The 26,110-nt window shown below is 47.0% G+C and carries 24 protein-coding genes; 14 read left to right on the top strand and 10 right to left on the bottom strand.

The window, feature by feature from the left end; all coding sequences use genetic code 11:
• Positions 1 to 19: 19 nt before the first annotated feature.
• Both BLV33_RS17265 and BLV33_RS17260 read right to left on the bottom strand, forming a co-directional pair.
• Positions 20 to 928, bottom strand: coding sequence for a sigma-70 family RNA polymerase sigma factor (locus BLV33_RS17265; protein WP_171909190.1), 909 nt, complete (start codon positions 926 to 928; stop codon positions 20 to 22).
• An 86-nt stretch (positions 929 to 1,014) separates the two neighbouring features.
• Positions 1,015 to 1,464 (bottom strand): carboxymuconolactone decarboxylase family protein, encoded by a 450-nt coding sequence (locus tag BLV33_RS17260; RefSeq protein WP_090794365.1) that lies wholly within the window; start codon positions 1,462 to 1,464, stop codon positions 1,015 to 1,017.
• A 177-nt stretch (positions 1,465 to 1,641) separates the two neighbouring features.
• On the opposite strand from BLV33_RS17260, the gene BLV33_RS17255 reads away from it, so the two are divergent.
• The 7 genes from BLV33_RS17255 to BLV33_RS17230 all read left to right on the top strand — a co-directional run bounded on the left by BLV33_RS17255 (position 1,642) and on the right by BLV33_RS17230 (position 8,387).
• Positions 1,642 to 2,748, top strand: a complete 1,107-nt coding sequence (locus BLV33_RS17255; RefSeq protein WP_253187095.1) for a PAS domain S-box protein — start codon at positions 1,642 to 1,644, stop codon at positions 2,746 to 2,748.
• Between the two features lie 58 nt (positions 2,749 to 2,806).
• Positions 2,807 to 2,998, top strand: coding sequence for a hypothetical protein (locus BLV33_RS29385; protein ID WP_216234791.1), 192 nt, complete (start codon positions 2,807 to 2,809; stop codon positions 2,996 to 2,998).
• Between the two features lie 189 nt (positions 2,999 to 3,187).
• The gene (locus BLV33_RS17250) at positions 3,188 to 4,216 is read left to right on the top strand and encodes a DUF2920 family protein (RefSeq protein WP_090794362.1); all 1,029 of its coding nucleotides are present in this window, start codon (positions 3,188 to 3,190) and stop codon (positions 4,214 to 4,216) included.
• 281 nt (positions 4,217 to 4,497) lie between these two features.
• Entirely contained in the window at positions 4,498 to 5,646 is a 1,149-nt protein-coding gene (locus BLV33_RS17245) for an NAD-dependent epimerase/dehydratase family protein (RefSeq protein WP_090794358.1), read from the top strand.
• Between the two features lie 18 nt (positions 5,647 to 5,664).
• The gene (locus tag BLV33_RS17240) at positions 5,665 to 6,789 is read left to right on the top strand and encodes a glycosyltransferase family 4 protein (protein WP_090794356.1); all 1,125 of its coding nucleotides are present in this window, start codon (positions 5,665 to 5,667) and stop codon (positions 6,787 to 6,789) included.
• Positions 6,786 to 7,232 (top strand): GtrA family protein, encoded by a 447-nt coding sequence (locus BLV33_RS17235; RefSeq protein ID WP_090794353.1) that lies wholly within the window; start codon positions 6,786 to 6,788, stop codon positions 7,230 to 7,232. The genes BLV33_RS17240 and BLV33_RS17235 overlap by 4 nt, the downstream gene beginning before the upstream one ends.
• A gap of 93 nt (positions 7,233 to 7,325) precedes the next feature.
• Positions 7,326 to 8,387 (top strand): LLM class flavin-dependent oxidoreductase, encoded by a 1,062-nt coding sequence (locus tag BLV33_RS17230; protein ID WP_090794351.1) that lies wholly within the window; start codon positions 7,326 to 7,328, stop codon positions 8,385 to 8,387.
• 102 nt (positions 8,388 to 8,489) lie between these two features.
• Here the strand turns inward: BLV33_RS17230 and BLV33_RS17225 are convergent, their stop codons facing one another.
• The 7 genes from BLV33_RS17225 to BLV33_RS17195 form a co-directional block, all read right to left on the bottom strand.
• Complete coding sequence (locus tag BLV33_RS17225) at positions 8,490 to 9,326, bottom strand: carbohydrate ABC transporter permease (protein ID WP_253187094.1); 837 nt, start codon at positions 9,324 to 9,326, stop codon at positions 8,490 to 8,492.
• Positions 9,323 to 10,204 (bottom strand): carbohydrate ABC transporter permease, encoded by an 882-nt coding sequence (locus BLV33_RS17220; protein ID WP_090799010.1) that lies wholly within the window; start codon positions 10,202 to 10,204, stop codon positions 9,323 to 9,325. The genes BLV33_RS17225 and BLV33_RS17220 overlap by 4 nt, the downstream gene beginning before the upstream one ends.
• A 94-nt stretch (positions 10,205 to 10,298) precedes the next feature.
• A complete protein-coding gene (locus BLV33_RS17215; protein WP_090794349.1) occupies positions 10,299 to 11,615 on the bottom strand; it encodes an ABC transporter substrate-binding protein in 1,317 nt (438 codons plus the stop codon).
• 407 nt (positions 11,616 to 12,022) lie between these two features.
• Entirely contained in the window at positions 12,023 to 12,520 is a 498-nt protein-coding gene (locus BLV33_RS17210) for a hypothetical protein (protein ID WP_090794346.1), read from the bottom strand.
• A gap of 16 nt (positions 12,521 to 12,536) precedes the next feature.
• The gene (locus BLV33_RS17205) at positions 12,537 to 13,754 is read right to left on the bottom strand and encodes an ABC transporter permease (protein WP_090794343.1); all 1,218 of its coding nucleotides are present in this window, start codon (positions 13,752 to 13,754) and stop codon (positions 12,537 to 12,539) included.
• Entirely contained in the window at positions 13,741 to 14,475 is a 735-nt protein-coding gene (locus tag BLV33_RS17200; RefSeq protein ID WP_090794341.1) for an ABC transporter ATP-binding protein, read from the bottom strand. The genes BLV33_RS17205 and BLV33_RS17200 overlap by 14 nt, the downstream gene beginning before the upstream one ends.
• Before the next feature lie 2 nt (positions 14,476 to 14,477).
• Positions 14,478 to 15,890 carry an efflux RND transporter periplasmic adaptor subunit gene (locus BLV33_RS17195; RefSeq protein ID WP_090794338.1) on the bottom strand — a complete coding sequence of 471 codons (1,413 nt, stop codon included), beginning with the start codon at positions 15,888 to 15,890 and terminating at the stop codon, positions 14,478 to 14,480.
• 448 nt (positions 15,891 to 16,338) lie between these two features.
• Between BLV33_RS17195 and BLV33_RS17190 the strand changes: the two genes are divergently transcribed.
• Positions 16,339 to 17,994 (top strand): FAD-binding dehydrogenase, encoded by a 1,656-nt coding sequence (locus BLV33_RS17190; protein ID WP_090794335.1) that lies wholly within the window; start codon positions 16,339 to 16,341, stop codon positions 17,992 to 17,994.
• An 88-nt stretch (positions 17,995 to 18,082) separates the two neighbouring features.
• Here the strand turns inward: BLV33_RS17190 and BLV33_RS17185 are convergent, their stop codons facing one another.
• Positions 18,083 to 18,736 (bottom strand): PadR family transcriptional regulator, encoded by a 654-nt coding sequence (locus BLV33_RS17185; RefSeq protein WP_090794332.1) that lies wholly within the window; start codon positions 18,734 to 18,736, stop codon positions 18,083 to 18,085.
• Between the two features lie 212 nt (positions 18,737 to 18,948).
• Here BLV33_RS17185 and BLV33_RS17180 point away from each other — a divergent pair, with 212 nt between their 5' ends.
• The 6 genes from BLV33_RS17180 (at position 18,949) to BLV33_RS17155 (ending at position 25,942) form a co-directional block, all read left to right on the top strand.
• Positions 18,949 to 19,425: a hypothetical protein gene (locus BLV33_RS17180; protein ID WP_139305764.1), complete on the top strand. Its 477-nt coding sequence runs from the start codon at positions 18,949 to 18,951 to the stop codon at positions 19,423 to 19,425.
• A 319-nt stretch (positions 19,426 to 19,744) separates the two neighbouring features.
• Positions 19,745 to 21,013, top strand: coding sequence for an L-lactate MFS transporter (locus tag BLV33_RS17175; RefSeq protein ID WP_090799008.1), 1,269 nt, complete (start codon positions 19,745 to 19,747; stop codon positions 21,011 to 21,013).
• Between the two features lies 1 nt (position 21,014).
• Positions 21,015 to 21,383, top strand: coding sequence for a Na-translocating system protein MpsC family protein (locus BLV33_RS17170; protein ID WP_090794326.1), 369 nt, complete (start codon positions 21,015 to 21,017; stop codon positions 21,381 to 21,383).
• Positions 21,384 to 21,567: 184 nt separating this feature from the next.
• The gene (locus tag BLV33_RS17165) at positions 21,568 to 23,919 is read left to right on the top strand and encodes an FdhF/YdeP family oxidoreductase (protein WP_090794320.1); all 2,352 of its coding nucleotides are present in this window, start codon (positions 21,568 to 21,570) and stop codon (positions 23,917 to 23,919) included.
• Between the two features lie 256 nt (positions 23,920 to 24,175).
• Entirely contained in the window at positions 24,176 to 24,898 is a 723-nt protein-coding gene (locus BLV33_RS17160) for an SDR family oxidoreductase (RefSeq protein ID WP_090794317.1), read from the top strand.
• A 336-nt stretch (positions 24,899 to 25,234) separates the two neighbouring features.
• Positions 25,235 to 25,942: a DUF421 domain-containing protein gene (locus BLV33_RS17155; RefSeq protein WP_090794315.1), complete on the top strand. Its 708-nt coding sequence runs from the start codon at positions 25,235 to 25,237 to the stop codon at positions 25,940 to 25,942.
• Positions 25,943 to 26,110: the final 168 nt, after the last annotated feature.

Genomic DNA, 26,110 nt, shown 5'->3' with positions numbered 1-26,110 from the left:
AAACTTTTTTGTCTTATGTTTACGTAACACGAATATGCCTCAACTTATCAGGATTCAGAACGGTATAAAGCCGGTGGAGCTCGTACGTTACCAGGTTCCAATCAAAGGCGATCGTCCCCACAACGGATCCGCCCTGGATAAACAGAAGGCCTATGCCTCCGTTCATCTTAACCTCTTGCACCGAGGCATCCTTAAGCTTATTCGTTGAGAGCACGTTCAACAAAGTCGCAATCCGAGAACGGGTGACAATCGGATTAATAGCTGCCCGCACTTTCCCTCCACCATCGGAGAAGAACACTGAGTCTTCTGTTAGCAGCTTCATTAGCTCCGGGATGGCTCCCTTCTTGAAGGCGTCGACAAATCGCTTTACAAGCTGTTTCTCCAGGCCGAAAAGCATACGCTCGCTTATTCCGGCGTCAGCGCTCTCCATTCTTTTTCTAGCCCGGCTGTAGATCTTGCGGCAGTTCGCCTCGGATTTGTCGACCATATCGGCGATGTCTTTATAGTCGTATACGAAAGCCTCACGCAAATCGTAAATCGCCCTCTCTACAGGGGAAAGAGACTCAAGCAAAATCATAAAGGCGTACGATATCGTATCGCTGCGTTCGACAACTTCAAGAGGATTGTAATCCTCCGAAAGACTCAATGGCTCAGGCAGCCACGGTCCGAGGTAGGTTTCCTTCCTCTTTTTTGCCGATTTCAGAACGTTGAGACAGCGGTTTGTGACTATTTTGCCCAAGTAGGCTTTGACATGTTGGATCGGATCGGCCGGAGGGGCTTGCAGATAGACGAACATGTCCTGAACAACGTCCTCCGCTTCGGAGACAGAGCCAAGCATCCGATAAGCAACTGCCATAAGATAAGGCTTATAAGATTGATACAACTGACCTGCGTTCCAATCTTCAGGATTTAGCTCAGCAATCTTCATGAGACCACCCCCGTTCCTCACCATTTGGCAAAAAAGGAGCCAGAAAGGCCCCGTTTGAAAGTAAATACAGTATTATTCATATTCCGTTATTTGATCATACACCCCGGGAACATGCCTGTCGAGATGCCAATGCGGTTCCAGCAGTTGATTGCATTAATAGCCATAATCAGGTCAACGAATTGCTTTTCATCGAAATGTGCGCGTACATTGTCGTAAACCTCCTTTGGCACTCCTGACTCAGAAAGTCGGGTCACGCATTCGGTCAGCTCGATTGCTGCCCGCTCTTTCTCTGAATAAATAGGAACTTCGCACCACACGGTCAGAAGTAAGATCCGATCCAGGCTCTCGCCGGATTCCAATAAATCTTTGGCATGCATGTCGATGCAAAAGGCGCAACCGTTGATTTGCGAAGCGCGAATTTTGATTAGCTCATACAAATTCCTGTCGATTCCGGTGCTAGACGCAAATTTCTCCAGAGCCAGCAGCGCTTGTAAAGCTTCGGGATTTGTCTCGTAATAGTTCATTCTCATTTCCATGTCAATCTCCTCCATCGTTTTTGAATGTTGTTTCAGTTAGAAGACAACTAACGGCGTTGATTTGTGACACGCTGAGAGTGAAACCGGAACAGAATTTGAAATCGTAGATGTCGCATCAAAAGAAAACATGCTTATAGAAATAGTGACCCCGCTGGTTTATGATAGAAAGGAATATTTATGACAACAAAGAGCGCGGGTGAGAAAATATTGTTTCTGTTTGACTACATCGTTAATCTATCCATTTTTTCACTCTTAGTCAGTACGCCTCTCGTCATCCGTTCGTATATCAATCATCAACCTCTTAAGCAGCTGCGCCTTTGGGTAGGCGTTTATGCTGGGATTGTTTCTGTTATCCTCGTAATGTTGTCGGTCCAGCAGCAAGGTTATTCTTACGACATCCGATATGCCCCTGTCATCCTGGTTTTTGCCTTTCTTGGACCAGCAGCAGGATTAATTACCGGGAGTTTTGCCTTAATCACTAGACTGTTTACAAGCGGCAATTGGTCTCCGGCCATTATGGGTTGGGTATTAATCATGGTTGTTTTCTCCATTTTGCATGTATATATTTTACGGTTTACACCTCTTAAAAGAAGCGCGGTTCTATTTGGATCCTTTATTGGTCTTTATATAACTACTGTAATTTCTTTTCATATTTTAGAAGATAAACCGCTCTTTCATCTGCAGTACTTATTATTTGTAATGTTAGGCGTAATCCTAGGGGCATTACTCATTGAATCCAATGAGAGGCTCCGCAGAATCATTACAGAAAAAAAGTATATGGAGAAAACACTGGAAGCAAGTGAGTCCCAATATCAGCTCATTGCCGAGAACACATCCGATCTGATTATGGTTATGGACAAAGACCACTCCGTTAGTTACTTCTCTCCTTCCCATGAGCTCGCTTTGGGTTATCCATGCTTGGAGTTGGAAGGCATTGGATTAAGCGAGTTGGTACATTCAGACGATAGGAGGATGTTTGGGAGTACGATAAAGAGGATGTTTGAAAATAAAGAATCGCATTCCATGGAATTCCGGTTCAAACACAAGGAAGGCCAATGGATCGAATTCGAGTCCCGCTGCAAGCCAGTTAGGGGAGACGGGGGGATGATCGAGCATATCGTCATGATCAGCCGGGATATCTCCGAGCGCAAAAAAGCGGAAGAGTGCCTTTTGCAATCAGAAAAGCTGTCTATTGTCGGGGAGCTGGCAGCCGGAGTGGCCCATGAAATTCGAAATCCGCTAATTGGTTGCTTTGTTTCTCGTCGGGGCTTCGGACGTCGTTAGTGTCGTTATTCGGTCTTCACTCGTACAGTTGCAAACTCCGGATGAGATGCGGGGCCGAGTGAATGCTGTGAATTCGCTTTTCATTGGGACCTCCAATCAGCTTGGCGAGTTCGAGTCGGGCATGTTAGCCGGGTTTATTGGAGCTGTTCCAGCTGCATTCATCGGTGGCCTCGGAACAATAGCTGTTGCCGGCCTGTGGATGGTTTTATTTCCGTCGCTCAGGCGGTTGCGGTCTCTTTCGGAAAGTTAGAGAAAATGGGCGAACGTGATAGAAATGCGCTTTCCTGAAAAATGGAAAACTCAATGAAAGTTTAGGACACAAAGCTAAAGAACCTAATACCTATTGACGATAATAACTTAAAATGATTTATGATAGAGTGTGACGAGACACATATTCATTTAACGTTTTTGTTATTACATATAGAAGGAGTGTGCCATCTTGTCTAGAGAGTATGATTTTCGAATCCAAGGCCACCCAAGTATTTATACTAAGCATAGGAAGCCGCGTAAGTTAAATATATTTTTTTCGGAACCAGAACAAGGAGTAAATAAGGATACAGGTATTTTATTATTGATCGCTGGTTACCTTCATTTCTCGCAAATGTATCTGGACATGCGAAAAGAATTGTCTGATAAGCATAATTTAATTGTAGTTCAGTGCGATTATTTTGGTTGGGAATTTATGCAGCGATTTGAAAAAGAAACCATACATCCAAAAAATGAAACATTAGATTACTTTAATGACATGTCTGTAATGCAGGCCCTCGATAACATATCTGCCCTAAATGCCGTTATCCAGATCATTTGGGATAATGGATATCATTTTAATACAAAAAAAATCGTTATATACGGTAATTCTCACGGTGCTTATTTGGCACATTTAGTTAATGCTTTCATGCCGAATGTAGCCAATATGATTATCGATAACTCTAGCTATTTGTTTCCCTTTTATTTGGATCATGATCAGATACAAATGATAGATAGTAACAATACAAAAAAACTATTAAAAATACCAGCATTCATTAAAAAACTTAAAATTGACAGAAAGATTATTGATTTAACATTCCTTTATGATCAATTTGCTAATACTAGCTATTTGGTTGTGCTGCAAGGGGAAAAAGATCCTATTGTCTCATATAAGGAAAAACAATCATTTTTTAATAAAATCAATTACTGTTCCTTTATATTGGTCGACAAGAGTAATATTGATGGCCATTTATTCGATTCAGATTATCATGGGGTAAGCAGAGATGAAAATTTTTTGGTCAGTCGAATTTTGGAGAGCAGCTCGTTCGGGGAATCGAATGAATTAATCTTGAAAAGTAAAGAATATAAGACAGATCAATTTATCTATAAATTTGATTACACCAACTTTCTTCCAAAATTAATAATTAAGACGTTCTGTTTAAGTTCGATATTTAATTTCGACTGGATAGAAGAATTTTGTCTTGGGGCTCTATCCTACTAGGCATATGAACAAAACACAAACTTTGATGAACCAGTCCATATAAACGGGAAGGAGCTGTCGCGGTGCAGCTCCTTTCCCATTTTTGCCGTTATGAATGTTAAGGTGATCCCTACACACAAATGAGGCAAAATTGTATACGCCGGCAATGGCTCACTGCTCGTGGTTAATCGCTTGTTTATATTAAGTTAATAAAGCTGTGTTAGTATATTCTTTGGAATGAACCGCACCATGCGGGGCAAAGCTAGACGATAACGGAAACGGCTGAGGAGGAACATTAGTTAATGAGAATCGTGATTGCTGGTGGAGACGGATTTTGCGGTTGGCCGACGGCTTTGTATTTATCGAAAAAAGGACATGAAGTCACGATTATCGATAACCTAATTCGTCGCAAGTGGGATGACGAGCTGAGCTCCAATTCTCTTACGCCGATCGCCTCGCTGAAGGATCGGATCGCAAGTTGGAGAAACCTGACCGGGCAAGAGATAAGGCTCTATTTCGGCGACTTGAACCATTATGATTTTCTGAGAACCGCTCTAGAACAAACCCGTCCGGAAGCCTTCGTGCACTTCGCGGAGCAGCGCTCCGCTCCATATTCGATGATAGATCGGGAGCATGCCGTATTTACCCAGGTCAACAACGTAGTCGGCACGCTTAACGTCATTTATGGGATAAGAGAAATCGTTCCGGACTGCCATCTGATCAAGCTTGGTACAATGGGGGAATATGGTACCCCGAATATCGATATCGAAGAAGGTTATATCAAAATCGTCCACAACGGCCGGGAAGACGTTCTTCCCTATCCGAAGCAGCCCGGTTCCATGTACCACCTCTCAAAGGTTCATGACAGCCACAACCTGATGTTTGCCTGCAGAATTTGGGGCATGCGCGCGACTGACTTGAATCAAGGCGTTGTCTACGGCCTGCATACCGACGAGACATTGATGGATCCAACGCTCGTCAACCGGCTCGACTACGACGGCGTGTTCGGTACTGCGCTGAACCGTTTCCTCGTCCAAGCCGCGATCGGCCATGATTTGACGGTTTACGGGGAAGGCGGCCAGACCCGAGGGTTTCTGAACATCCGCGATACGATCCGCTGCATCGAGATAGCCGCAGAGCACCCGGCAGATCTTGGGGAGTTCCGGGTATTCAACCAATTCACGGAGGAGTTCTCGGTGATGGATCTCGCTGAGAAGGTGCGCAAGGTGGCGCAGCAGGAAGGTTTGAACGTGAGAATCGCCCGCCTGGACAACCCGCGCGTCGAGAAGGAGAAGCATTACTATAATGCCAGAAACACGAAGCTGATGGAGCTCGGGCTGGAGCCGCACCTGCTGACAGACGAGGTACTGAGGGACATTCTGCTTACCGCCGGCCGGCATAAGGATCGCATCCTGGCTCAGAACGTCCTGCCTCAAGTAACCTGGAAGTAGAATAGGGAGCCCGCTCGAATGAAGATTGCCATCATAACCGAAACCTTTTTACCGTCCACGGACGGCATCGTCACCCGGCTGAGCGCTGCCATCCGCTGGCTTCAGCAGCAAGGCCATCACGTGACAGTCATCGCGCCTGACCTGGGCGTCTATGAATTCAATGGCGTCAAGATCGAAGGAATCCCTGCACGCCCGTTCTTTCTATACCCCAGCAAGCAGCTGGCGATGCCGAACCGGAAGGTCGGAGCCCTGCTGCGCCGGCTTCGCCCTGACCTGGTGCACGTCGTCAACCCGGCGGTCTTGGGTGTGGCGGGAATTTATTACAGTCGCAAGCTGCGGTTGCCAATGATCGCTTCTTATCATACGCAAATTCCAAAATACGCCGATTACTACCGACTTCCGTTCCTGAAGCCGATCCTCTGGTGGTGGTTCCGGTTGCTGCACAACAGGGCCGATTTGAACCTGTGCACTTCACAATCGGTGCTGGCCGAGCTGAACGATCATGGATTCCGCAACGTTCATTTGTGGAAACGTGGGGTTGATACGGAGAGATTCGGACCGAGGCATCGGAATGTGGACATGCGCGGCTTACTGTCCGGCAGCCAGCCCGGCCAAACCGTAATGCTCTATGTCGGGCGGCTCGCCGCCGAGAAAGGGATCGAGCAAATTCGGGATGTGTTGAACGCTTCCCCTAAGATCTGCCTCGCGCTCGTCGGTGACGGTCCGCACAGGACTATTTTGGAAACCTATTTTCGCGGCACGAACACGGTCTTTACCGGCTTCCTTCACGGCGAGTCGTTGGCACAAGCTTACGCTTCCGCCGACCTGTTTGTTTTCCCGTCAACGACCGAGACGCTTGGTCTTGTGATTCTGGAGGCAATGGCTTCAGGGCTGCCGGTCGTAGCGAGCAAAAGCGGACCTACTTGCGAGCAGATCGAGGATGGTGTAACGGGCGTGCTGTTCGACGCGGACCATCCCGGAGCTCTGGCGGAAGCGATAGCCTCATTGTCCGAGTCCGGTCTGCGGGAAAGGATTTCGAGCAACGCATACGCGGCGGCCGGACAAGTGAGCTGGAAAGAACCCTCTGAACAGCTGCTCGGTTATTATGAGGATGTGCTTCTAAAGAAGAAGGGGACCCCATGAAATTCATTCATTTCAGGCAGGACGTTCTTCAGTTCGCCCGCTTCAGCCTCATCGGAGCCATGAACGGCGCCCTTGATTTAATTGTGTTGAACTTACTGCTGCAGGAATGGGGGCATGCGAACGCGTGGGACCTGATTCTCGCCAACTCGCTGGCCTACTCGGTCGCAGTTTTGAACAGCTACGTCTGGAACGCTCGATTGACGTTCCGGCGGGAATCGTCCTTCAACACTAGAGAGAAGGCGTTTTTCGCCGCCCAAGCGCTGGTGAGCCTTCTGATCAGCAACGGCGTCTTCTTGCTGTTTTCATACCTGCTCGGCCTATTCATTCTTCCGCTATGGCTCGTTCATAACGGCGCCAAAGGTATCTCGATGGCGCTTTCCTCGCTTTGCAGCTTTTTCTTCATGAAGATTTACGTGTTCAAAGGCAAGCGTGAACCTATTTGACCACATAAGACCGAGAAGGTCGCATTCATTGCAGGGGATAATTAAAGCTAGCATTGGCGAGTACAGGATATATTTAAGTTGGAGGGATTGTCAGTGGAGATAGGTGTGAGCACATTTGTAGAGACATCGCCGGACGTTGAAACCGGTGAGGTAATGAGTCATGCCCAGCGATTGCGAGAGGTAGTCGAGGAAATTGTACTTGCAGATCAGGTGGGGTTGGATGTATTTGGCGTGGGCGAGCATCATCGGAAAGATTATGCGGCGTCTTCTCCTGCAATCGTGCTGGCTGCGGCTGCTTCACAGACGAAACGAATACGGTTGACTAGTGCGGTCACAGTGCTTTCTTCTGCCGATCCGGTGCGCGTGTTTCAGGATTTTGCTACGCTCGACGGGATCTCGAACGGACGCGCAGAGATCATGGCAGGCCGAGGATCTTTTATCGAATCCTTTCCGTTGTTTGGATATGATTTAAATGATTACGATGAGCTGTTCGATGAGAAGCTGGAGCTGTTGTTGAAAATACGGGAATCCGAGATGGTCACCTGGAAAGGCGGACATCGGCCGGCGATTAATCATCTGGGCGTGTATCCGCGTCCGGTTCAAAATCCTTTGCCTGTATGGATTGGCAGCGGGGGCAATACGGAATCTGTTATCCGCGCAGGCCTGCTCGGACTGCCGCTTGTTCTAGCTATTATTGGAGGCAGTCCCCTGCAGTTTGCGCCGCTCGTGCAGCTTTATAAGAAAGCGGCAGCTCACGCAGGTCATGATGAAATGCAGCTCCTGGTTGCTTCCCACTCGCACGGTTTCATTGCGGAAGAGACCCAGGTTGCAGCCGACAAGTTTTTTCCTTCCACCCAGGCAAGCATGAATAAGATTGGACGGGAGCGGGGCTGGGGGCATTATGACCGTACAAGCTTCGATGCCGCGTGCACCTTTGAAGGAGCACTGTACGTAGGCGATCCGGAGACGGTTGCCCGGAAAATCATTCACCTTCGCAAGCACGTAGGCATCACACGCTTTCTGCTGCACGTACCGGTTGGTACGATGCGTCATGAGGACGTGATGAGAGCTATTGAACTGCTGGGAACAGAGGTAGCGCCGCGAGTTCGTGAAGATATATCCAGATGGGAAGCCGAGAACGAAGCGAAGCAGTAAACCTAGCCAGTCCAAAATTAGGGAGAGTATGCTCCGGCTAATCAGGTCGATAGCGTCCCGGAAGAAAAAACCCTCCGCAATAAATGCGGGGGGTTCAAGATATCAGCCTTTGACCGCGCCTTCCGTAATACCCTGGATAATCCACCGCTGGAAAACTGCGAAGATGACGATGATGGGAACTGAGGATATCACGAGCGAAGCCAGAATCAGCGGCCAGTCCGATGTGTACTTTCCGAAAAACATATTGATCGCCAGCACGAGCGTGTAGGCGTGATAATCGTTAAGCAGCAGCAGCGGGAGTAGGAAGTCATTCCAGAGCCACAGCAGGTTCAGCACGATAATGGTGAAAGTAATCGGCAGCAGCAGCGGAAAGATGATGGTGAAGTACGCCCGCCATTCCCCGCAACCGTCGATGCTCGCGGACTCGTCCAGTTCCCGCGGAATCCCCTTCACAAAGCCGTGGTATAGGAAAATCGCCATATTGACGCCTAGGCCGGCGCAGACGATGCCGAGCCCCAGCGGCGAGCCTTGAAGTTTCAGATCACGGGCCATCTTGGTCAAGGTGACCATGATCGTCTGGAAAGGAATGAGCATCGATGCGACGAACAACGTAAAGATCGCTCCACTCAGCCGCCCGCGCGTACGGGACAGCTTGTACCCGGCGAGGGAGCTGCAGGCGATGATGCCGACAATCCCGGTAACCGTGACGATAACCGTATTCAATCCTGCTTTCAGCAGATTGCCTTTCGTGAAGGCATCGACGTAATTTTTAAAGTTCAGGGAGGAGGGCAGCTTCAGAACGAATTTGTAAATTTCCGCTTGCGACTTGAAGGAGTTGATCAGGGCCATGTAAATCGGGAACAGGAAGTATACCGCCAGCACCCCGAGCACGATCCATGATAACACCGAATACAGGCGTCTACTCATACCTTCACTCATGCCTCCACCTCATGCCTTTTCATGATTGATATTTGAATCATGGTAATCACGAATATGATCAGGAAGAGGATGATCGCTTTCGAGCTGGCATAACCGAAACGCATGTTGCCCTGATAAGCTTCCTCTAAAATGTTCATGGTTATGACTTGCGTCCCCCTGCCAGGCCCTCCCCCGGTTGCAGCGTATACGAGATCGTATATTTTGAATGAGCTGTTCAAGGTCAGAAAAATGCAAATCGTCAGCGCGTGCACGATCATCGGCAGTGTAATGTACCGCAGCATATGCAACGGCTGAGCACCGTCGATGATCGCCGCTTCCTTCAGATGCGCGGGTATACCCTGAATCGCCGCCATATAGATGAGCATCAACGTTCCCACGCCCCCCCATACGGAAATGATGACGATCGTCCAGAACGATACGGTCGGATCACCGAGCCAGGAAAGATTAAGAAACTTCAATGCCCTGTATTTGGACAAGGCCGGAATGACTTTGGAAAACACGAATACCCACATAAAGGTGCTGATAATAACACTGAGCATGTTCGGCATAAAAAAGATCGTCCGAAAAAAGCCTTTCGCCCGTTTCCGGGATTCGATCAGCAGCGCCAGCAGCAAAGCAATCGCATTCTGAAGCACAACCGCAACTACAACGTACTTGGCTGTAAACAAAATGGCCGACCGGAAATAGGTATCGTCGCGAATCGCTTCGATAAAGTTGCTGAACCCGACAAAGTTATACGTTTTATTTAACCCATTCCAGTCCGTAAAGCTGAAGTAAGAGCCTTGAATCATCGGAATGGCCAGAAACAGCAAATAGAGAACAAAAGCAGGCAATACGAATAAAATCAGCGAAATTGAGGCTCGTTCGCGTCGGTTCAGTATAGTTCCCCTCCTTAGGAAAACCGTACCCCGCCAATTGCCGCTAGGTGCGCGGCAACGGTATCGGGGCACGGCGCAATTCTACAATCCGTTTTTATTTTTTGGCTGCGGCGTTGGCATTTTTCCAGGTTTTGTCCAAATCCTTAATGATATCATCCTTGGTCATGGATTTGTTGTAGTAAGATTGCAGCGCTTTGCCGGATTCGTCCTTCACCGCGGAAGGAATGGTCGGATCCTGATACGACTGGCCTTTGTTCACATACACTAAGGCATCTTCTACCCAAGGATAAGGCTTAAAGGTGTGTTTGGTTGAAACCGGGTTGAATTTCAGGCTTTGGTAAAGATCATTGGAGGCCTGGTCATCCAGAATATAGTTGAGCAGATCCAGCGCCACTTCTTTGTTTTTGCTCCCCGGTGATATCGCTAGGGCAGTGGAGACCGAAGTGTTGATTAGTGTTGATGCCGGATTGTCCGTAATCGGCAACGGCGCAACCCCAAGTTGGAACTTGTCGTCCACTTTCAGAATGCTGTCCGCGTTCCACGGCCCCTGCACCCACATGGCTGCAGAGCCGGTTGCGAAAGCAGCGGAGCCGTCGTCGTTGCTTATTTCGAATGGGCGATCCGTTCCGTTGGCGTTAACCAAATCGATAATGTCGAACATTTCCTTAATATCTGCAAAGCTGCCTTGATCGCTGTTCATTTTACTGACGAAATCTTTATGGGTGCTGTTTACCAGTCCACCGACCGTCAGAGGCAGGAACAACTGCGGAATCCACGCTTCTTTGTAGCTGAGCAGAAACGGCTTCATTTTATTGTCCTTCAACTTCTGTACGACAGTTTTCATTTCCGTCAGCGTGGCTGGAGGCGTAATGCCCAAATCGTTGAAAATTTTCTTATTGTACAGATAACCCCATGCCACGCTCTCCAACGGTAAGGCGACGACTTTGCCGTTGACCGATACGAGCGGTTTGATGCCTGGGATCAGTTTGCTGGCGAATGGCTGATCGGACAGATCCGTCAAAAAGCCTGCTGTGGAGAACGGCGGGATATCATTGCCGGCATGAAGGCTGAACACATCCGGAACATCTCCAGTAGCCAGGCGGGTTTTCAAAATTTGCGGCGCGGTATCGGCTCCGGGATACTCGGAATTGAACGTAACCTCGATATTTTTATCCGCTTTTTCTTTCTCCGCAAATTTCGCGAAATAGCTGTCGAACTGCACGCGAAAACGATCCAGCCCTCCGAGGAAAATTTTCAATTGCACTTTTTGCAGCGCCGCGGAAGGCGCATTCGTCTGTGTGGCGCCCTTTGTGCCACTTGGATTGGCGGCGTTGCCGCCATTACTGCTGCCGCAGGCCGCGGTTGTCCCCAGCATCACGATAGCCGCCAGGGTAAGTAAAGTTTTTTTCATTACCGAAAACCTCCCTTATTTATAGTAACGTTTACATGGGGAGTATACTCCTGAATCCGCATATCTTGCATTGAATTGGGATTTGAGGGATAGTATGAGCAATATTGATATGGTTTACTCTTCCAACTTTCTACTCGTGCCCTTGCCTGACGTCTGCATCAGCTGTCGGGCTTCGGCGATCCGATTAGAAGCGATGTAGTCCATCACCGTAGAGCCCACCTACTGCTTGAAAATCAGCGACAGATGCTCCTTGCTGACGAAGAAGCGGTGTGCAAGCGATTCCAGTGTAATCTGCTGAGCGTATGCGTTGTCAATAAATTGCCAGATGTCCGCTCGCAAACAGCCCCAGCTTCTCAAAGAAGCTGGGGCTGTTTATAGCATGATAGGAAAGAACTGCATTTCCTGGATTACTGGCCTTTTGGGTTTCCGCCGCCGCCACTGCCGCCGCGATTAAAATTCATTGGGTTTTCTGCTTGATTTTTCGCTTGGTCCGTCCATTGAACTTTGCTCTGATTGATTTCGTCATCGGTTTTCCCTTGTTTTTTGGCAGCATCCACACGCTGTTGAACCAGGACATTTACAATCTGATCTTCGGTTACACTGTGTTCTTTTCCAATATCAACAAGTGTTTTTCCGTTTTTCAAGTCATTTTGCAATGTCGTTTGATCCATATTCAACAAGCTTAACAACGCTTGATTGTTAAACATGCCGCCTCCGCCTTGACCGGGGGGACGATTTCCGTTCCCTTTCCCATATCCATTCGCATTTCCATTTCCAGTATGATTACTTGCGGAAGGAGATGCTTGAGTGTTGGCGGTTGCGGAAGAAGATCCACAACCAACTACCCCCGCAAGCAAGGCTGCCATAGTCAAGACCTCTAAGCTATATTTAATTGTTTGTCTCATCATTTATCCACCTTTCTCATTCATAACGTAACGCATCAATTGGATTCAATCGGGATGCTTTGCGAGCCGGGTATACTCCAAATACGACTCCAACCAGGAAGGAGAAGATAAAGGAATACACGATTGGCGATAGTTGAATCGCCGTTGTAATATGTGCAAACTGCGTAATAGCTTTCGAGCCTAAAAAGCCGAACAGGATTCCAGTGACGCCGCCTGCAACACTTAAAACTATAGATTCAATTAAAAACTGGGCTAAAATTCTTCCGCGGGCTGCACCAATTGCCTTGCGAATCCCAATTTCACGTGTCCGTTCGGTAACCGAAACAAGCATGATGTTCATGATTCCGATTCCGCCTACAAGTAAGGATATTGCAGCTGTTCCCGCAAGAAGTGTTGTCATGACGCTGGTTACGCCTTGTGCTGTGGATAAGACGTCACTTTGATTGGTAATTTGGAAATCTGCGGAATCACTTGGCATTAAATTATGGGAAGAACGGAGAGCCATTTCCACATCTAGTTGTGCTTGACTCAATTGATTTGCTGAAGCAGCAGACACATAGATATTTCTTAACGAAGCCGAACCAAAGATACGATCCATGCCTGTTGTAATTGGAATAATGATGCGGTCATCGTTATTCGTGGCCGCAGAAGAGCCTTGAGACTGAAGCACACCGATAACGGTAAACGGAATATTATTGATGTTGATGGTTCGCCCAACCACATTGGCGTTGGTATTCCCAAACAAGTTAGAGACAACATCCGTTCCTAAGACGGCCACATTTCCATTTGCATTCATTTCCGGATCTGTAAAGAAACGTCCTTGTTGCATTTGTCTATTACGAACCGTAAGGAAATCAGGGTTGGTTCCCTCGATAGTCGTCGAATAACTCGTATCTCCATAGGTCACGGTTGCACTTTTGGTTGTATCCGGGGCAGCGCCTTGGACGGTGCTTACATTTTTCAAAGCGTTTATGTCTTGTAAAGTAAGCGTATCTTTTGAACCGGCACCCATTTTCACATTCCCTTGAACAACCTGTCCTGGAGAAACAATGAGTAAATTACTTCCTAAGCTTTGAATTTGATTTGTAACCGATGAGGTAGCCCCTTGGCTAATCGCAACCATCATAATAACAGAACAAACTCCTATGATGATGCCTAGCATAGTAAGAAATGAACGCATTTTATTAACTTTTATGCTTCGTAGAGAAATACGAATACTTTCAAAGAAGTTCATATGACTCCACCTCCACATGTTCTGCAATCCGCTTCTGTTCCATATATTCGTCTTGTTCAATCATACCGTCGCGGAATCGGACAATGCGCTTTGCGTATGCAGCAACATCAGGCTCGTGCGTGACCAAAATTACGGTTTTCCCAGCATCATTTAAACGTTGGAAAATGCTCATAATTTCATAGGTCGTTTTCGTATCCAATGCTCCTGTCGGTTCGTCCGCAAGTAAGATAACAGGATTGTTAACAAGGGCACGGGCAATCGACACACGCTGCTGCTGTCCTCCAGAAAGTTCATTTGGCTTATTGTGAAGGCGTTCTGCAAGACCGACACTCGAAAGAGAATCAATGGCCCGTTTTCTTCTTTCTTTGGAAGAAATACCTGCATACAGCATCGGCAATTCTACGTTCTCAACCGCAGAAGTTCTGGCAAGCAGATTAAAGCTTTGAAAGATAAACCCGATTTTTTCATTGCGAATATGGGCAAGCTGTTTGTCATTCGCCTTCATGATTTCAACACCATCCAGATAATGCTCGCCGTAAGTAGGTTTATCCAGACAACCTAGAACATTCATCATGGTGGATTTGCCGGAACCTGAAGGGCCCATAATGGCTACGAATTCACCTTCGTAGATCGTCAGATCTACATCTCTAAGGGCATGAATCGTTTGATCGCCGACTTGATAGATCTTTTTAAGATGGGTGAGTCGAATGAGAGGTTTCATAATTAATTTCCTCCTTTTCCACCGCTGCCTCGGTTTCCACCGCCGCCGTTACCGCCGTTGCCGCCGCCAAAACCACCCATGTTATTGCCGAATAGACTGTTTCCATTGCTGTTTTTTTGGTTATTATTGGAGGAAGGCGTTGGCATGACGATAGCGATCTGTTCACCTTCTGTAAGACCTGAAGTCACCTCAACCTTAGAGCCTGTAAGATATCTAGTTTGGATCGGTACAAATTTTAATCCGTTAATAGAAGAATTCTGGGATGAATTTCCCTGTTTGTTTCCACTAGAACTTGGACTCGAGTTCGAATTCGTTCCCGCTGCAGAATCTTGGATATATACACCTGTCCTATTCCCTGTTTGTTTTAAAGCCATAGAAGGGATATAAAGAACATTACTATGCGTTCCTGTAGTAATAGTCACGTTAATGCTTATTCCGCTGCGCAACAGTCCATCCGGATTTTCAACATTTAACCCAACAGCGTACGTAGTAAGTCCATTACTTGTTGTAGAGTCAGGGGCAACCGTCGTAACGGTTCCTTTCCATGTTTTACCTTGCAATGCAGTGGTTGTCACTTCGGCAGCCATTCCAGACTGAATCTTGGTAATATCGGTCTGACTTACCTGCAAGGTGGCCGTCAGCACTGCGGAGCTTGCATCATCCAAAATAAGCAAAGCAGCATTATTAGCTGAAGGGGAACCAACTTGTCCATTCACAGCAGAAACAACGCCGTCAAAAGGTGCTTTAATCGTATAGGAATCAAGTGTTTGTTGAGCCTGGGTAACCTGCGACCCAGCCTGATCAACGGAAGCTTGAGCAGATTGAACACTAGATGCGTCAGGTCCTGCCTTAAGGCTTTTTAATTGTTCTACAGCAGAATCATACGCGGCTTGCGCCTGATCCTTCGATGCTTTGGCTTGATCTTTCTTCGAGGTTGTAGATTTCGGATCGTTAGCTGCAGCGTCATAATTTGAAATCGCATCATTCAAATTTGCCTTTGCTTTTTCCACATTGGCACTTTGAACAGCAATTTGAGCACTAGTCGAACCTTTCTTGGCTTGCGATAATTTTGTTTGCGCTGAAGCAAAATTTGCTTTAGCGCTTTCCAATTGAATTTGAGCAGATGTGCTATCGAAGGTCGCCAGAACTTGACCCGCTTGTACTTTAGCTCCGACTTTCACATTCATTGCGCTGATTTTAGCACCATTACCTGGAGAAGAGAAGCTGACTTGATTGGCAGGAGCGAGAGTTCCGGACACAGACACAGTTTGGGATACATCCCCGCGCAGAACTGTCGCGAGTTGAATATTTTGAGCCGCGACAGCAGCAGGCTTTTCAATATAATACGTAACACCGCCACCGAATAGTAAAAGCCCGGCAACAGCAATCGAAATCATTTTCGCCTTTTTGGCCATAAACCCATGCACCGCCTTTTTAAAATAAATGTTTGTACCTTATGTGCTAAAATTTATTATTTAGATAACTTTTTGAATAGTCCAATGTTCGATTTGAATCCTCCACTATTACATTAAACTTTTTCCCCCTTTGTTCGAATAGGTTCATAATAATATGCATACCTGAACATATGCTGAAAAAAGAGTTTGTCAATTTTTGGAGTTATCTCTGCATCCGCTATGACACTCACATAGAAAGGGCCGGCAAGCACCTTGTTGCAGGTGCCCCGGCCCTTATCTATATTTATGCATCATTCAAAGTGCTGCTAAGAATATCTAGTAATGTCTATTTAATTGTCATAAAATAGAAAAAGCGTCACTAATATTATCTAACTATTCAAATGAAAGCACTTCTAACTAAAGATTTACCTGAAAGTGATAAGATGTGATCATTTAGGAGGTTTTCATTGTGGATTTCGATGTAATAGTGGCAGGGGCCGGACTAACGGGTCTGGTTGCAGCGGCAGAAATTGCCGATGCCGGGAAAAAAGTATTGCTTTTGGATCAAGAGCCTGAATCCTCAATCGGCGGCCAAGCATGGTGGTCGTTTGGAGGTTTGTTTCTAGTCAATTCCCCGGAGCAGCGCCGATTGGGCATTAAGGATTCCAAAGAATTGGCTTGGCAAGACTGGATGGGTTCAGCTGGTTTCGATAAGGAAGACGACGAGGATTATTGGGGACGAAAATGGGCAGAGGCTTATGTAGAATTTGCAGCCGGGGAGAAACGCGCATGGCTGCACGATATGGGTGTGCGCTTTTTTCCAATAGTTGGCTGGGCCGAACGAGGCGGCTATCTGGCTGAGGGGCATGGAAACTCTGTACCCAGATTCCACATCGTATGGGGAACAGGGCCAGGCGTTGTTGCACCCTTCGAACGACGCATTCGACAACACATGAAAGATGGAAGTGCCGAGTTTCGGCCGCGTCATCGCATTGACCAGCTTGTGAAGAGGAACGGTGCTATTGTTGGCGTGAGCGGATCTATACTTGCTCCAAGTTCATCATCCCGCGGTGTAGAAAGCTCCAGAGAGGTGATAGGAGAATTTAATTATCAAGCTCAAGCGGTGATCGTTACCACAGGCGGTATAGGGGGTAATCATGATTTGATCCGGAAAAATTGGCCTAGTCGGCTTGGAGAGCCTCCTAAGCATATGCTTTCAGGGGTTCCCGCGCATGTCGATGGACGGATGATTACCATTACTGAAGAAGCAGGTGGACGAGTCGTTAACAAGGATCGAATGTGGCACTACACAGAAGGACTGAAAAACTGGAATCCGGTCTGGAACAATCACGGTATTCGCATACTTCCAGGCCCCTCATCGATTTGGTTGGATGCGCGAGGGCAGCGCTTTCCGGCTCCAAATTTTCCGGGCTTTGACACATTGGGTACACTTGAAGCTATACAAAAGACAGGATATTGCTATTCATGGTTTATTTTAACGAGAAAAATAATAGAACACGAATTCGCGCTTTCAGGATCTGAACAAAATCCGGATTTAACCGGAAAGAGTATCAGAAAGGTATTGGCCAGAGTGCTGCCTGGGGCTCCGGGTCCTGTACAAGCATTTATGGACAAAGGCGAAGATTTCATTATTGCAGACAATCTGGCTGATCTGGTCTCTGGCATGAATAAATTGACAGGTGAAAACTTATTGAATCTTGCGGTGATTGAACGCCAAATCCAAGCTAGAGATCGGGAATTGGATAATTCTTTTACCAAAGATCTGCAAATTACGGCCCTCCGTGGAGCTCGTAATTATATAGGTGATAAATTAATTCGAGTGGCCGCCCCGCATAAAATACTTGATCCCAAAAGCGGACCGCTTATCGCGGTTCGATTGAATATCGTTAGCCGAAAAACATTAGGGGGATTACAAACCGATTTGTCTGGACGTGTTCTTAATTCCTCGGGAGAAGTGATTCCTGGTCTGTATGCAGGAGGAGAAGCTTCCGGATTCGGAGGCGGCGGCATACATGGTTATCGGGCACTTGAAGGTACGTTCTTGGGGGGATGCCTCTTCTCAGGACGAGTAGCAGGTCGTGCTATAGTCGCTGATTTAAGATAGGAAGGTCTTTAAATTTCGCCGTTGTGCACGTAACGGGGAACCGTAACAAGCTCAACGGCAAAGGATTCAGGGCATTATACCATACTTACTAGATTTTATGATTCTTGCTAATCTCATCCTCCGTATCACCTTTGGATGGTTCTTTGTAATTTACGACCCAAACTAAGTTTTCCTTTTTGCGCTCCGTTATGACACCATTCTCAATGTCATTTATCAACTCCCCGAGCCAGTTCTGTTCGGCTTCGAGCAAAGCCAGGGAATACTCCATCTCGATGACAAAAAGTCGGTCGATTCCCATTGCGAGTGTTGCCTCCATGGAAGAACGGACGTCTTGAATTTGTGTGACAAGCGTTCCAGCTCGCTCCTTCAACAGATCAAGCGTATCCCGAGGCGACAAATGACCTAAAAAAGAAAGTCCGGCCGCAAACTGCGGATATTCTTTCACAGGCGTACGCAATAAGAAACGCAGCCATTCAAAAAACTCCGTCTTGCCTGCCGCTGTAGGTTCGTAGATCGTCCTCTCTGGATGCTTGCCCTCTCGCTTTGTTTCTACCGTCTGAATCAATTTGTTCTTCCATAAAGCTTCAATCACGGCGTAAAGTGAACCCGTGTTCAATTTGATGCTGTCGGAAATGCCTCGCTGGCGCATCATAACCCCGATTTCATAAGGATGCATGGGACGTTCATGCAGCAGGGACAAGATGGCCAGAGCTAATAGATTACTCCGTTTCGGTTTGGGCATGCCGCTCCAGCTCCTTTCTGACTATTTAAAGTGATGGTTAACACAAGAAACTCTACCAAGTATAGCCCATTTTGATTATTTTGAGAAACAGTAGTTGACTTTATTTAGTTTAAATAATATAGTCTAAATAAACTATAAAGTGTTCAATTGATGAAAGGATGAGGGCAAATGACAACCACAAGCAATCGACCCCAAAAAGTATGAAAAGCAAATTGGCATTTTTAACATTGTTTATAACCGTCTTACTGTTCGGCGTACTGAATGGAGGCGGCCTGTACGAGGAAATTGTAGTTGCTCCTGTTTGGAGTGAATCGCCGCCTGCTTCCTTTGCTTTGATTCAAGCACCAAATGGCCTCTCACTAACTAGCTTCTGGATTCTATTTCATATCGCAGCCAATATTCTGCTCATCATCGCATTAGTTATTAATTGGCAGCATCGAAAACGGAGAAATTACCTTTTGATTGTACTGGGGCTGTACATGGTTATAAGGGGAGCAACCTTTGCTTATTTTGCTCCTGAAATCATCGCTTTTGAGAATACACCTGCACAAGGGCCTTTTTCTCCGGAATTTGCAGCTCGTGCCAAACTATGGACTACTCTTAGCTGGCTCCGTACAATTGGTGAAATCGGAATTTATATACTGCTTTTACTAGCCGTTATCCAACCGGGAAAAAGAGATGACATATAAAGAACGGATCACAGCAATGCGTTCAAAAGGAAACTCAAAGAAGCATATTGTCATGAATACGGTTCCATGGTAGACTAAGATAGCAAAAATGATTTGTCGAATATATGAACACATATTGCCGGAAGCGTTTGATACGTAAACAGCGCACCTGTTGAGGTTAAACTTTTTCCGGATATGCTCAAGTGAATATGTTGGTAATAACGCAGCGTTCCTGCGGTTATACTAGCGTCACAGATTCTGTCCAAGCTTTTTATTTGGGCAGGATTGTGACGCTTTTTATTTGTTCAATCATCATGAAGGGAAGAAGGGAAAAGAAAAGGTGAAGAGAGTTAAAAATCGTTGGCTGATTGCATTGTCCGGAGTTGGTATCCACATTTCAATCGGATCCGTTTATGCCTGGAGCAACTTTACCAATCCGTTGATCAAGAAGTTTGGCTGGTCATCAAGCCAGGTGCAGCTTACGTTTAGTTTGGCCATTCTGTTTTTAGGGTTGTCAGCTGCTTTCCTGGGTCATTTTGTGGAAAAGTATGGTCCACGGAGGGCAGGTCTGTTTGCATCGATCTTTTTCGGCATCGGGATATTTGGCTCCGGGTTTGCAGTGAATATGGGATCGCTAAATTTGTTGTATCTGTTTTATGGGGTACTAGGGGGAATTGGCTTGGGTGTTGGTTATATTGCGCCCGTGTCTACTCTGGTCAAGTGGTTTCCGGATCGCCGCGGGCTGGCTACTGGTCTGGCGATTATGGGATTCGGCTTTGCGGCCGCCATCAGCAGTCCGATCATGGATTCATTAATCAAATCGGTGGGAGTGGCGAATACCTTCTACATATTAGGTGCCGCCTATTTCCTCGTTATGGCGATTTCATCACTGTACCTTGAAAAGCCGCCTCTGGATTGGGTACCGGAAGGATTCCAAGAGAAGATTAAGACTGGGAAATCGCATGTAACGAAGGATCTCTCACAGCTTACGGCGAATGAAGCGATCAAGACATCCCGTTTCTATTACCTCTGGATCATGCTTTTCATTAACGTTACGTGCGGAATTGCTATCCTTTCCGCGGCAAAGCCGCTCGCCCAGGAAAGCATCGGGCTAAGCACGGCGGAAGCAGCCGCATTAGTCGGGGTGCTGGGTCTCTTTAACGGCTTTGGACGAATCGGATGGGCCAGCATATCAGACTATATCGGTCGTCCCAATACGTACACGACGTTTTTTGTGATACAGATTATCTTGTTTGCCTTGCTGCCGCATACATCGACGCACATCATGTTCCAAATCATGCTGGCCATCATTTACACCTGCTATGGCGGAGGCTTTGCCTCGATCCCTGCTTATATCGGTGATTTATTCGGCACCAAGCAGCTGGGGGCCATTCACGGGTATATTTTAACCGCTTGGTCAGCAGCCGGCTTGGCTGGTCCTTTATTCGCTGCATGGATCAAAGATACGACGGGAAGCTATGCGAACAGCTTGAACTTTTTTGCCGGTTTGTTTGTGATTGCGCTGATTGTTTCTCTGCTGATTCGCAGAGACATCCGTAAATTGAAGGAACAGTCCGTCCCATCGACAAAACCGGCCAAGGTCTCGTAACGTGAATAAGCATGAAGCAGAATTCAGCAATTTAGTTCGGGCTTTTCGCAAGCGCCATATGGGTAAGGGACCCAGCCAGGTGCGCACTACATTTTGCAAAAATTGGGCCATCTGTGAAATGGAAGGGAACCTGTCCCCGGTTGAGAAATTTATCGCAACAGCAGACGAAGGTAAGCAAATGCTCCGGGCGGCCCGCACGGAAATGGTTAAAGAGATATACAGGAAAAACCATCCTATAGAGATGGAAGAGCTTCTCGGGACGAAGTTTGTGGAGCTGTTCGTCGATATCGATATTGAGAAGGATTTCGGTATGTCCATCTTTGTATTCGAAGAAAACCTGGAAGAGAAATTCGGCAAAGGAAATTCGTGAATGGTAACAGCGCACCTGTTCCTGTTCTCGCTGGCATGCTCATAAGAGGTTGGCACTTGGCAGCGATCCTGCTTAAGACTAACCGCCGCAGCTTTCATTTTCTATGGGATATGAGAGCTGTGAGCGGTTTTTTTTGTTAAAAATTTTTTTTTCATCATAATATGCTTAATAGAGGTGTAATCAAATGGGGAAGATCAAACATCAAGGACCTATCAAACTTCCGAGCTTTCCAGAACCAAAACTATGGGTGAGCCCGGTACCTTTCGGACTGGGCAAAATCAAGCCAAAGCATATTCGCGACACATTGAAGGTAGCGTGGGATAACCGGGATAATCTGCCGTATGCGGCCCGTATTCTGACACAGGGTGTTTGTGACGGCTGCGCCTTGGGGGTATCCGGTCTTTACGATCAAACATTGGCTGGGCCTCACCTATGTACGACTAGACTCAATGTGCTTCGTTTAAATACGGCGCCGGCCATCAAACCAGAGGTGCTGCACCAGGATATTTCCGAGCTGCGCAAGCTCAGCAGCTCGGAGCTGCGCAAATTGGGCCGCATCCCCTACCCGCTGCGCCGCGGAAAAGGGGAGAGCACCTTCACGAGGATTTCCTGGGATGAAGCGCTGGACCGGATTGCCGGAAAGATTAAGGCCATGGATCCGAAACAGCTGGCCTTCTTCTTGACCGCACGGGGAATTACCAATGAAGTGTATTATGTCGCGGCCAAAATGGCTCGTTTTCTCGGAACAAACAACATCGACAACGCTTCCCGGATCTGTCATTCGCCGAGTAAGACGGCATTGAAGCGTTCGCTTGGAATAGGGTCTTCCAGCTGTAACTATCAGGACTGGATCGGTACCGATGTGATCGTTTTCTGGGGTTCAGTGGCTGCAAACAATCAGCCCGTTTCAACGAAATACATGTATGCGGCCAAGCGGAAGGGTACGAAAATCATCATGATTAACCCCTATCGCGAGCCGGCTATGGAGAATTACTGGATTCCCTCTATTCCAGAGAGCGCCCTGTTCGGTACAAAGATTGTAGACGATGTCTACCAAGTCAACATCGGCGGAGATATCGCCTTCATGAACGGCGTGATGAAACACTGGTTCGAGATGGAAGAGAAGGAACCTGGCTCTGCTATTGATTCGACTTTTGTCGCTTTGCACACAAATGGTTTTGAGGAATTGCATGAGCATGTTATAAAGCAGGATTGGGCACTGCTGGAACAATCATCTGGCCTCTCCAAGGAGCGGATGCTGGAGTTTGCCGAGCTGCTCGCCAAATCCAAAAGCGGGGTGTTTGTATGGTCGATGGGACTGACCCAGCACCGCTTTGGGACCGATAATATATCCCAAGTGGCCAATCTGGCGATGCTGCGGGGTTTTATCGGACGCAAGTATTGCGGCGTCATGCCGATCCGAGGGCATTCGGGCGTACAGGGCTCCGGAGAAATGGGCGCCGACCCATTTGCTCTCCCGGGCGGTGATTTTGGACCGAAGCATTTGGAACGGATGGAAATGATTTGGGGGTTTGACATTCCGAAATGGCAGGGCGACATTGTTGGAGTTTCCATCGAAAACGCGATGCTTCCCGATGACCATGAACGCAAACTGAACCTGTTCTATACATCCGGCGGGAATTTCCTGGAAACGATGCCGGATCCGGATTTCATGAGACAATGCTTGGAGAATGTGGATCTGCGGGTACATCAGGATATAATTTTAAATACTTCCACACTGGTGGACGCAAGAGAAGAAGTGATTGTGCTGCCTGCGATGACACGTTATGAGCAGCCGGGCGGGGGCACTTCGACTTCAACCGAGCGGATGGTTTATTTTTCACCGGAAATCAAGGGGCCGAGAATCGAAGAAGCCCGCAGCGAATGGGAAATCTATGTCGATCTGGCTTCCCGAATCAAGCCTGAACAGAAGCATTTGATCGCATTTAAGGATGCTCAGGAAATCCGCAATGAAATTGCCGTAGCCAGCCCGAATTATGACGGAATCCAACAATTGAAGGAGAAAGGCGACGTGTTCCAGTGGGGCGGCGCATGGCTATGCGAAGACGGAGAATGCCCGACGCAGGATGGCCGGGGCAGCCTGATTCCGATCGAGCTTCCCGAACTGCGCAAGCCGGAAGGCCATTTCTATGTCACCACCAGACGGGGTAAACAGTTTAATTCAATGATTTACAGCGACAAGGACCCGTTCAACAATGCCGACCGCTATGATATTCTGATTCATCCGAACGATGCAAAGGAGTTAAATATCACGGAAGGCGAAGCAATCGTCGCCTATAATAAGTTCGGAACGTTCCATGGGCGGGCTAAATTCGCGGATACGCGGAGTGGAAACCTGCAGGTCTATTGGCCGGAAGGTAACGTGCTCATTCCAAAAGGAGTCTATGAGACTTATGCGGGCATTCCCGAATACAATACTGCTGTCATCGTGGAGAAAGCGGAAACTTACCATGCTCAAAAAGACATGAAATACGTGGAGAAACGAATCGAAGAATTAGAGATGGAAGTCAGCTAGATCGATAGAGGTATTTGCGTGAACAACATCCGACTGCCGCGGTGGTAGGGTGTTGTTTTTGCGTCATTTTTTATTATGAAACTTCGAATGAATTCGCTATCATTCATTTTTTCAGTAAGACCATTCATATGTGATCATTTACAGGTTATTAGTTTATGCTATAAGCTGTTTAAAAAATAGAAACAAATTCATGTTTATTTTGGTATAGTTCCGTTCGATTTTGCAAAAAAGATCAAGACAAGAAAGAGGGAGTAACATGGAATTTAGCGGAAAAGAAAGAAAAGTAGCACTGGTCACCGGGGCGAACAAGGGGATAGGAAAGGAGATAGCCCGCGGGCTGGCGCGGCTTGGGATCACCGTTCTGCTCAGCTCACGCGATCCGGAACGCGGAGCTCAGGCTGTGTCGGAGCTGGCCGGTGAAGGCACATTGTTATTTCTGCAGCTGGATGTAACGGATCAGGCCTCGGTGAGTGCAGCCGCCCAAGAGATCGCTGATCGATTCGGCAAGCTCGATATCCTGGTGAACAACGCCGGGATTGCTGTAAAACAGAAAACGACCAGTGAAGTTACTGCCGACGAATTCCGTAAAGTCTACGAGACGAACGTATTCGGTGTCATTACGGTGACCCACGAGCTGCTTCCGCTGCTGCACCGGGCACCCGCAGCCAGAATCGTGAATATCTCAAGCAATCGCGGATCACTCGGAAGCGAGAGCGCGTTCAGGGGTCAGCCCTACATTTCGTACTCTACCTCCAAGACAGCCCTCAATGGCATCACCGCGCATTACGCCAGGGAGCTGGCCAATACACCAATAAAAGTCAACGCAGCCGCACCCGGCCACTGCGCCACCGACTTCAACAACTACAGCGGCCCTCGTACTCCGGAACAAGGAGCCGCTATTGCCATCAAATTAGCAACACTCGATGAGCATGGACCGACCGGCGGTTTCTTCGACGATAACGGGCCGGTACCCTGGTAATCCTCGTTTGACCCAAAACTTTTCAAATATCGACAACAATATTTGAGCGTCTTTTTACCCTGCATCTGCTAACCTATGAAAATGACTTGTAGGAGGTTAGCAGCCATGCTTTCTGAGATTATAAAATACGCTTTTGTATTCATTCTTTTCATTGGATATGTAATGGTTAAAAAAACTTAATTAAAACAAAAAAATGGCAGGCTAAGGTTATCCCTTACCTTGCCATTTTTTTGTTTCTTGATTATACGCGCCTGGGAGCTAATTCAATCGCTTGGGGCAATGTTATAACTTCCACTATAATAGTCAATCATTGTATTGAATAAGGTGGTGGCTAATATGCCGGGATATATGGAAATTTTAATACGAACCCTTTTAGCTTTTCTTCTACTCCTCATCGTAACAAGAATCCTTGGTAAACAAACGGTTTCCAATATGACCTTTAATGATTTCGCCAGTGCTATTACACTTGGAGGAATTGCCGCCAACCTGGCCTTCAATGTCAAAGTCATGATGGGGTACATCATCCTCTCGTTACTGTTTTTTGGTGTTATTTCATATGCGGTATCCGTAGCTGCATTAAAAAATCGGAAATGGCGCAAGTGGATTTCAGGTTCCCCCACTGTTTTAATAGAGGGCGGGAAAATTCTTGAGGATAACATGAGAAAAATTCGCTACAACCTGGATTCATTAAATCAGGCGCTCCGGGAGAAAAATATTTTCGATGTGGAAGAAGTCGAGTACGCGGTGTTGGAAGATAATGGGAAGGTATCCGTGAAGAAGAAGGATGAGTACGAATTCGTGACCAAAAAAGATTTGAAGCTGCGCCTGGATTCAGCGTTAACGTTTCCTGTAGAGTTAATTATGGATGGGAAAATCATCCAGGAAAACTTGGCCAAGAGCGGTTTGTCCATGGAAAAGCTTCAGAAAGAATTAAGCAAACGAAATAAGGCAGTCTCTGATGTCTTCTATTTGGTCAAAGGTACCCAGAATCAACTGATCTTTGATTTTTATCAGGATAGCTTGAAGAACCCTATTGATAAATAAAAACACTTCTCATCTAAAAGAGGTGTTTTTTGCTGTTAGAAAACACTATCGCGCTGGAGTGAATTTTCTCCAGTGCTTTTTTCTATATTGGGGGGTTGACGAACACCGACTTGCTCCCTATACTAGTGATAATTTTACCATCTTAAAGATTTGATTAACCATTGGGTT

The sequence above is a fragment of the Paenibacillus sp. GP183 genome (assembly GCF_900104695.1).
Lineage (GTDB): Bacteria > Bacillota > Bacilli > Paenibacillales > NBRC-103111 > Paenibacillus_AI.
This window is presented reverse-complemented; position numbering and strand designations above follow the sequence as displayed.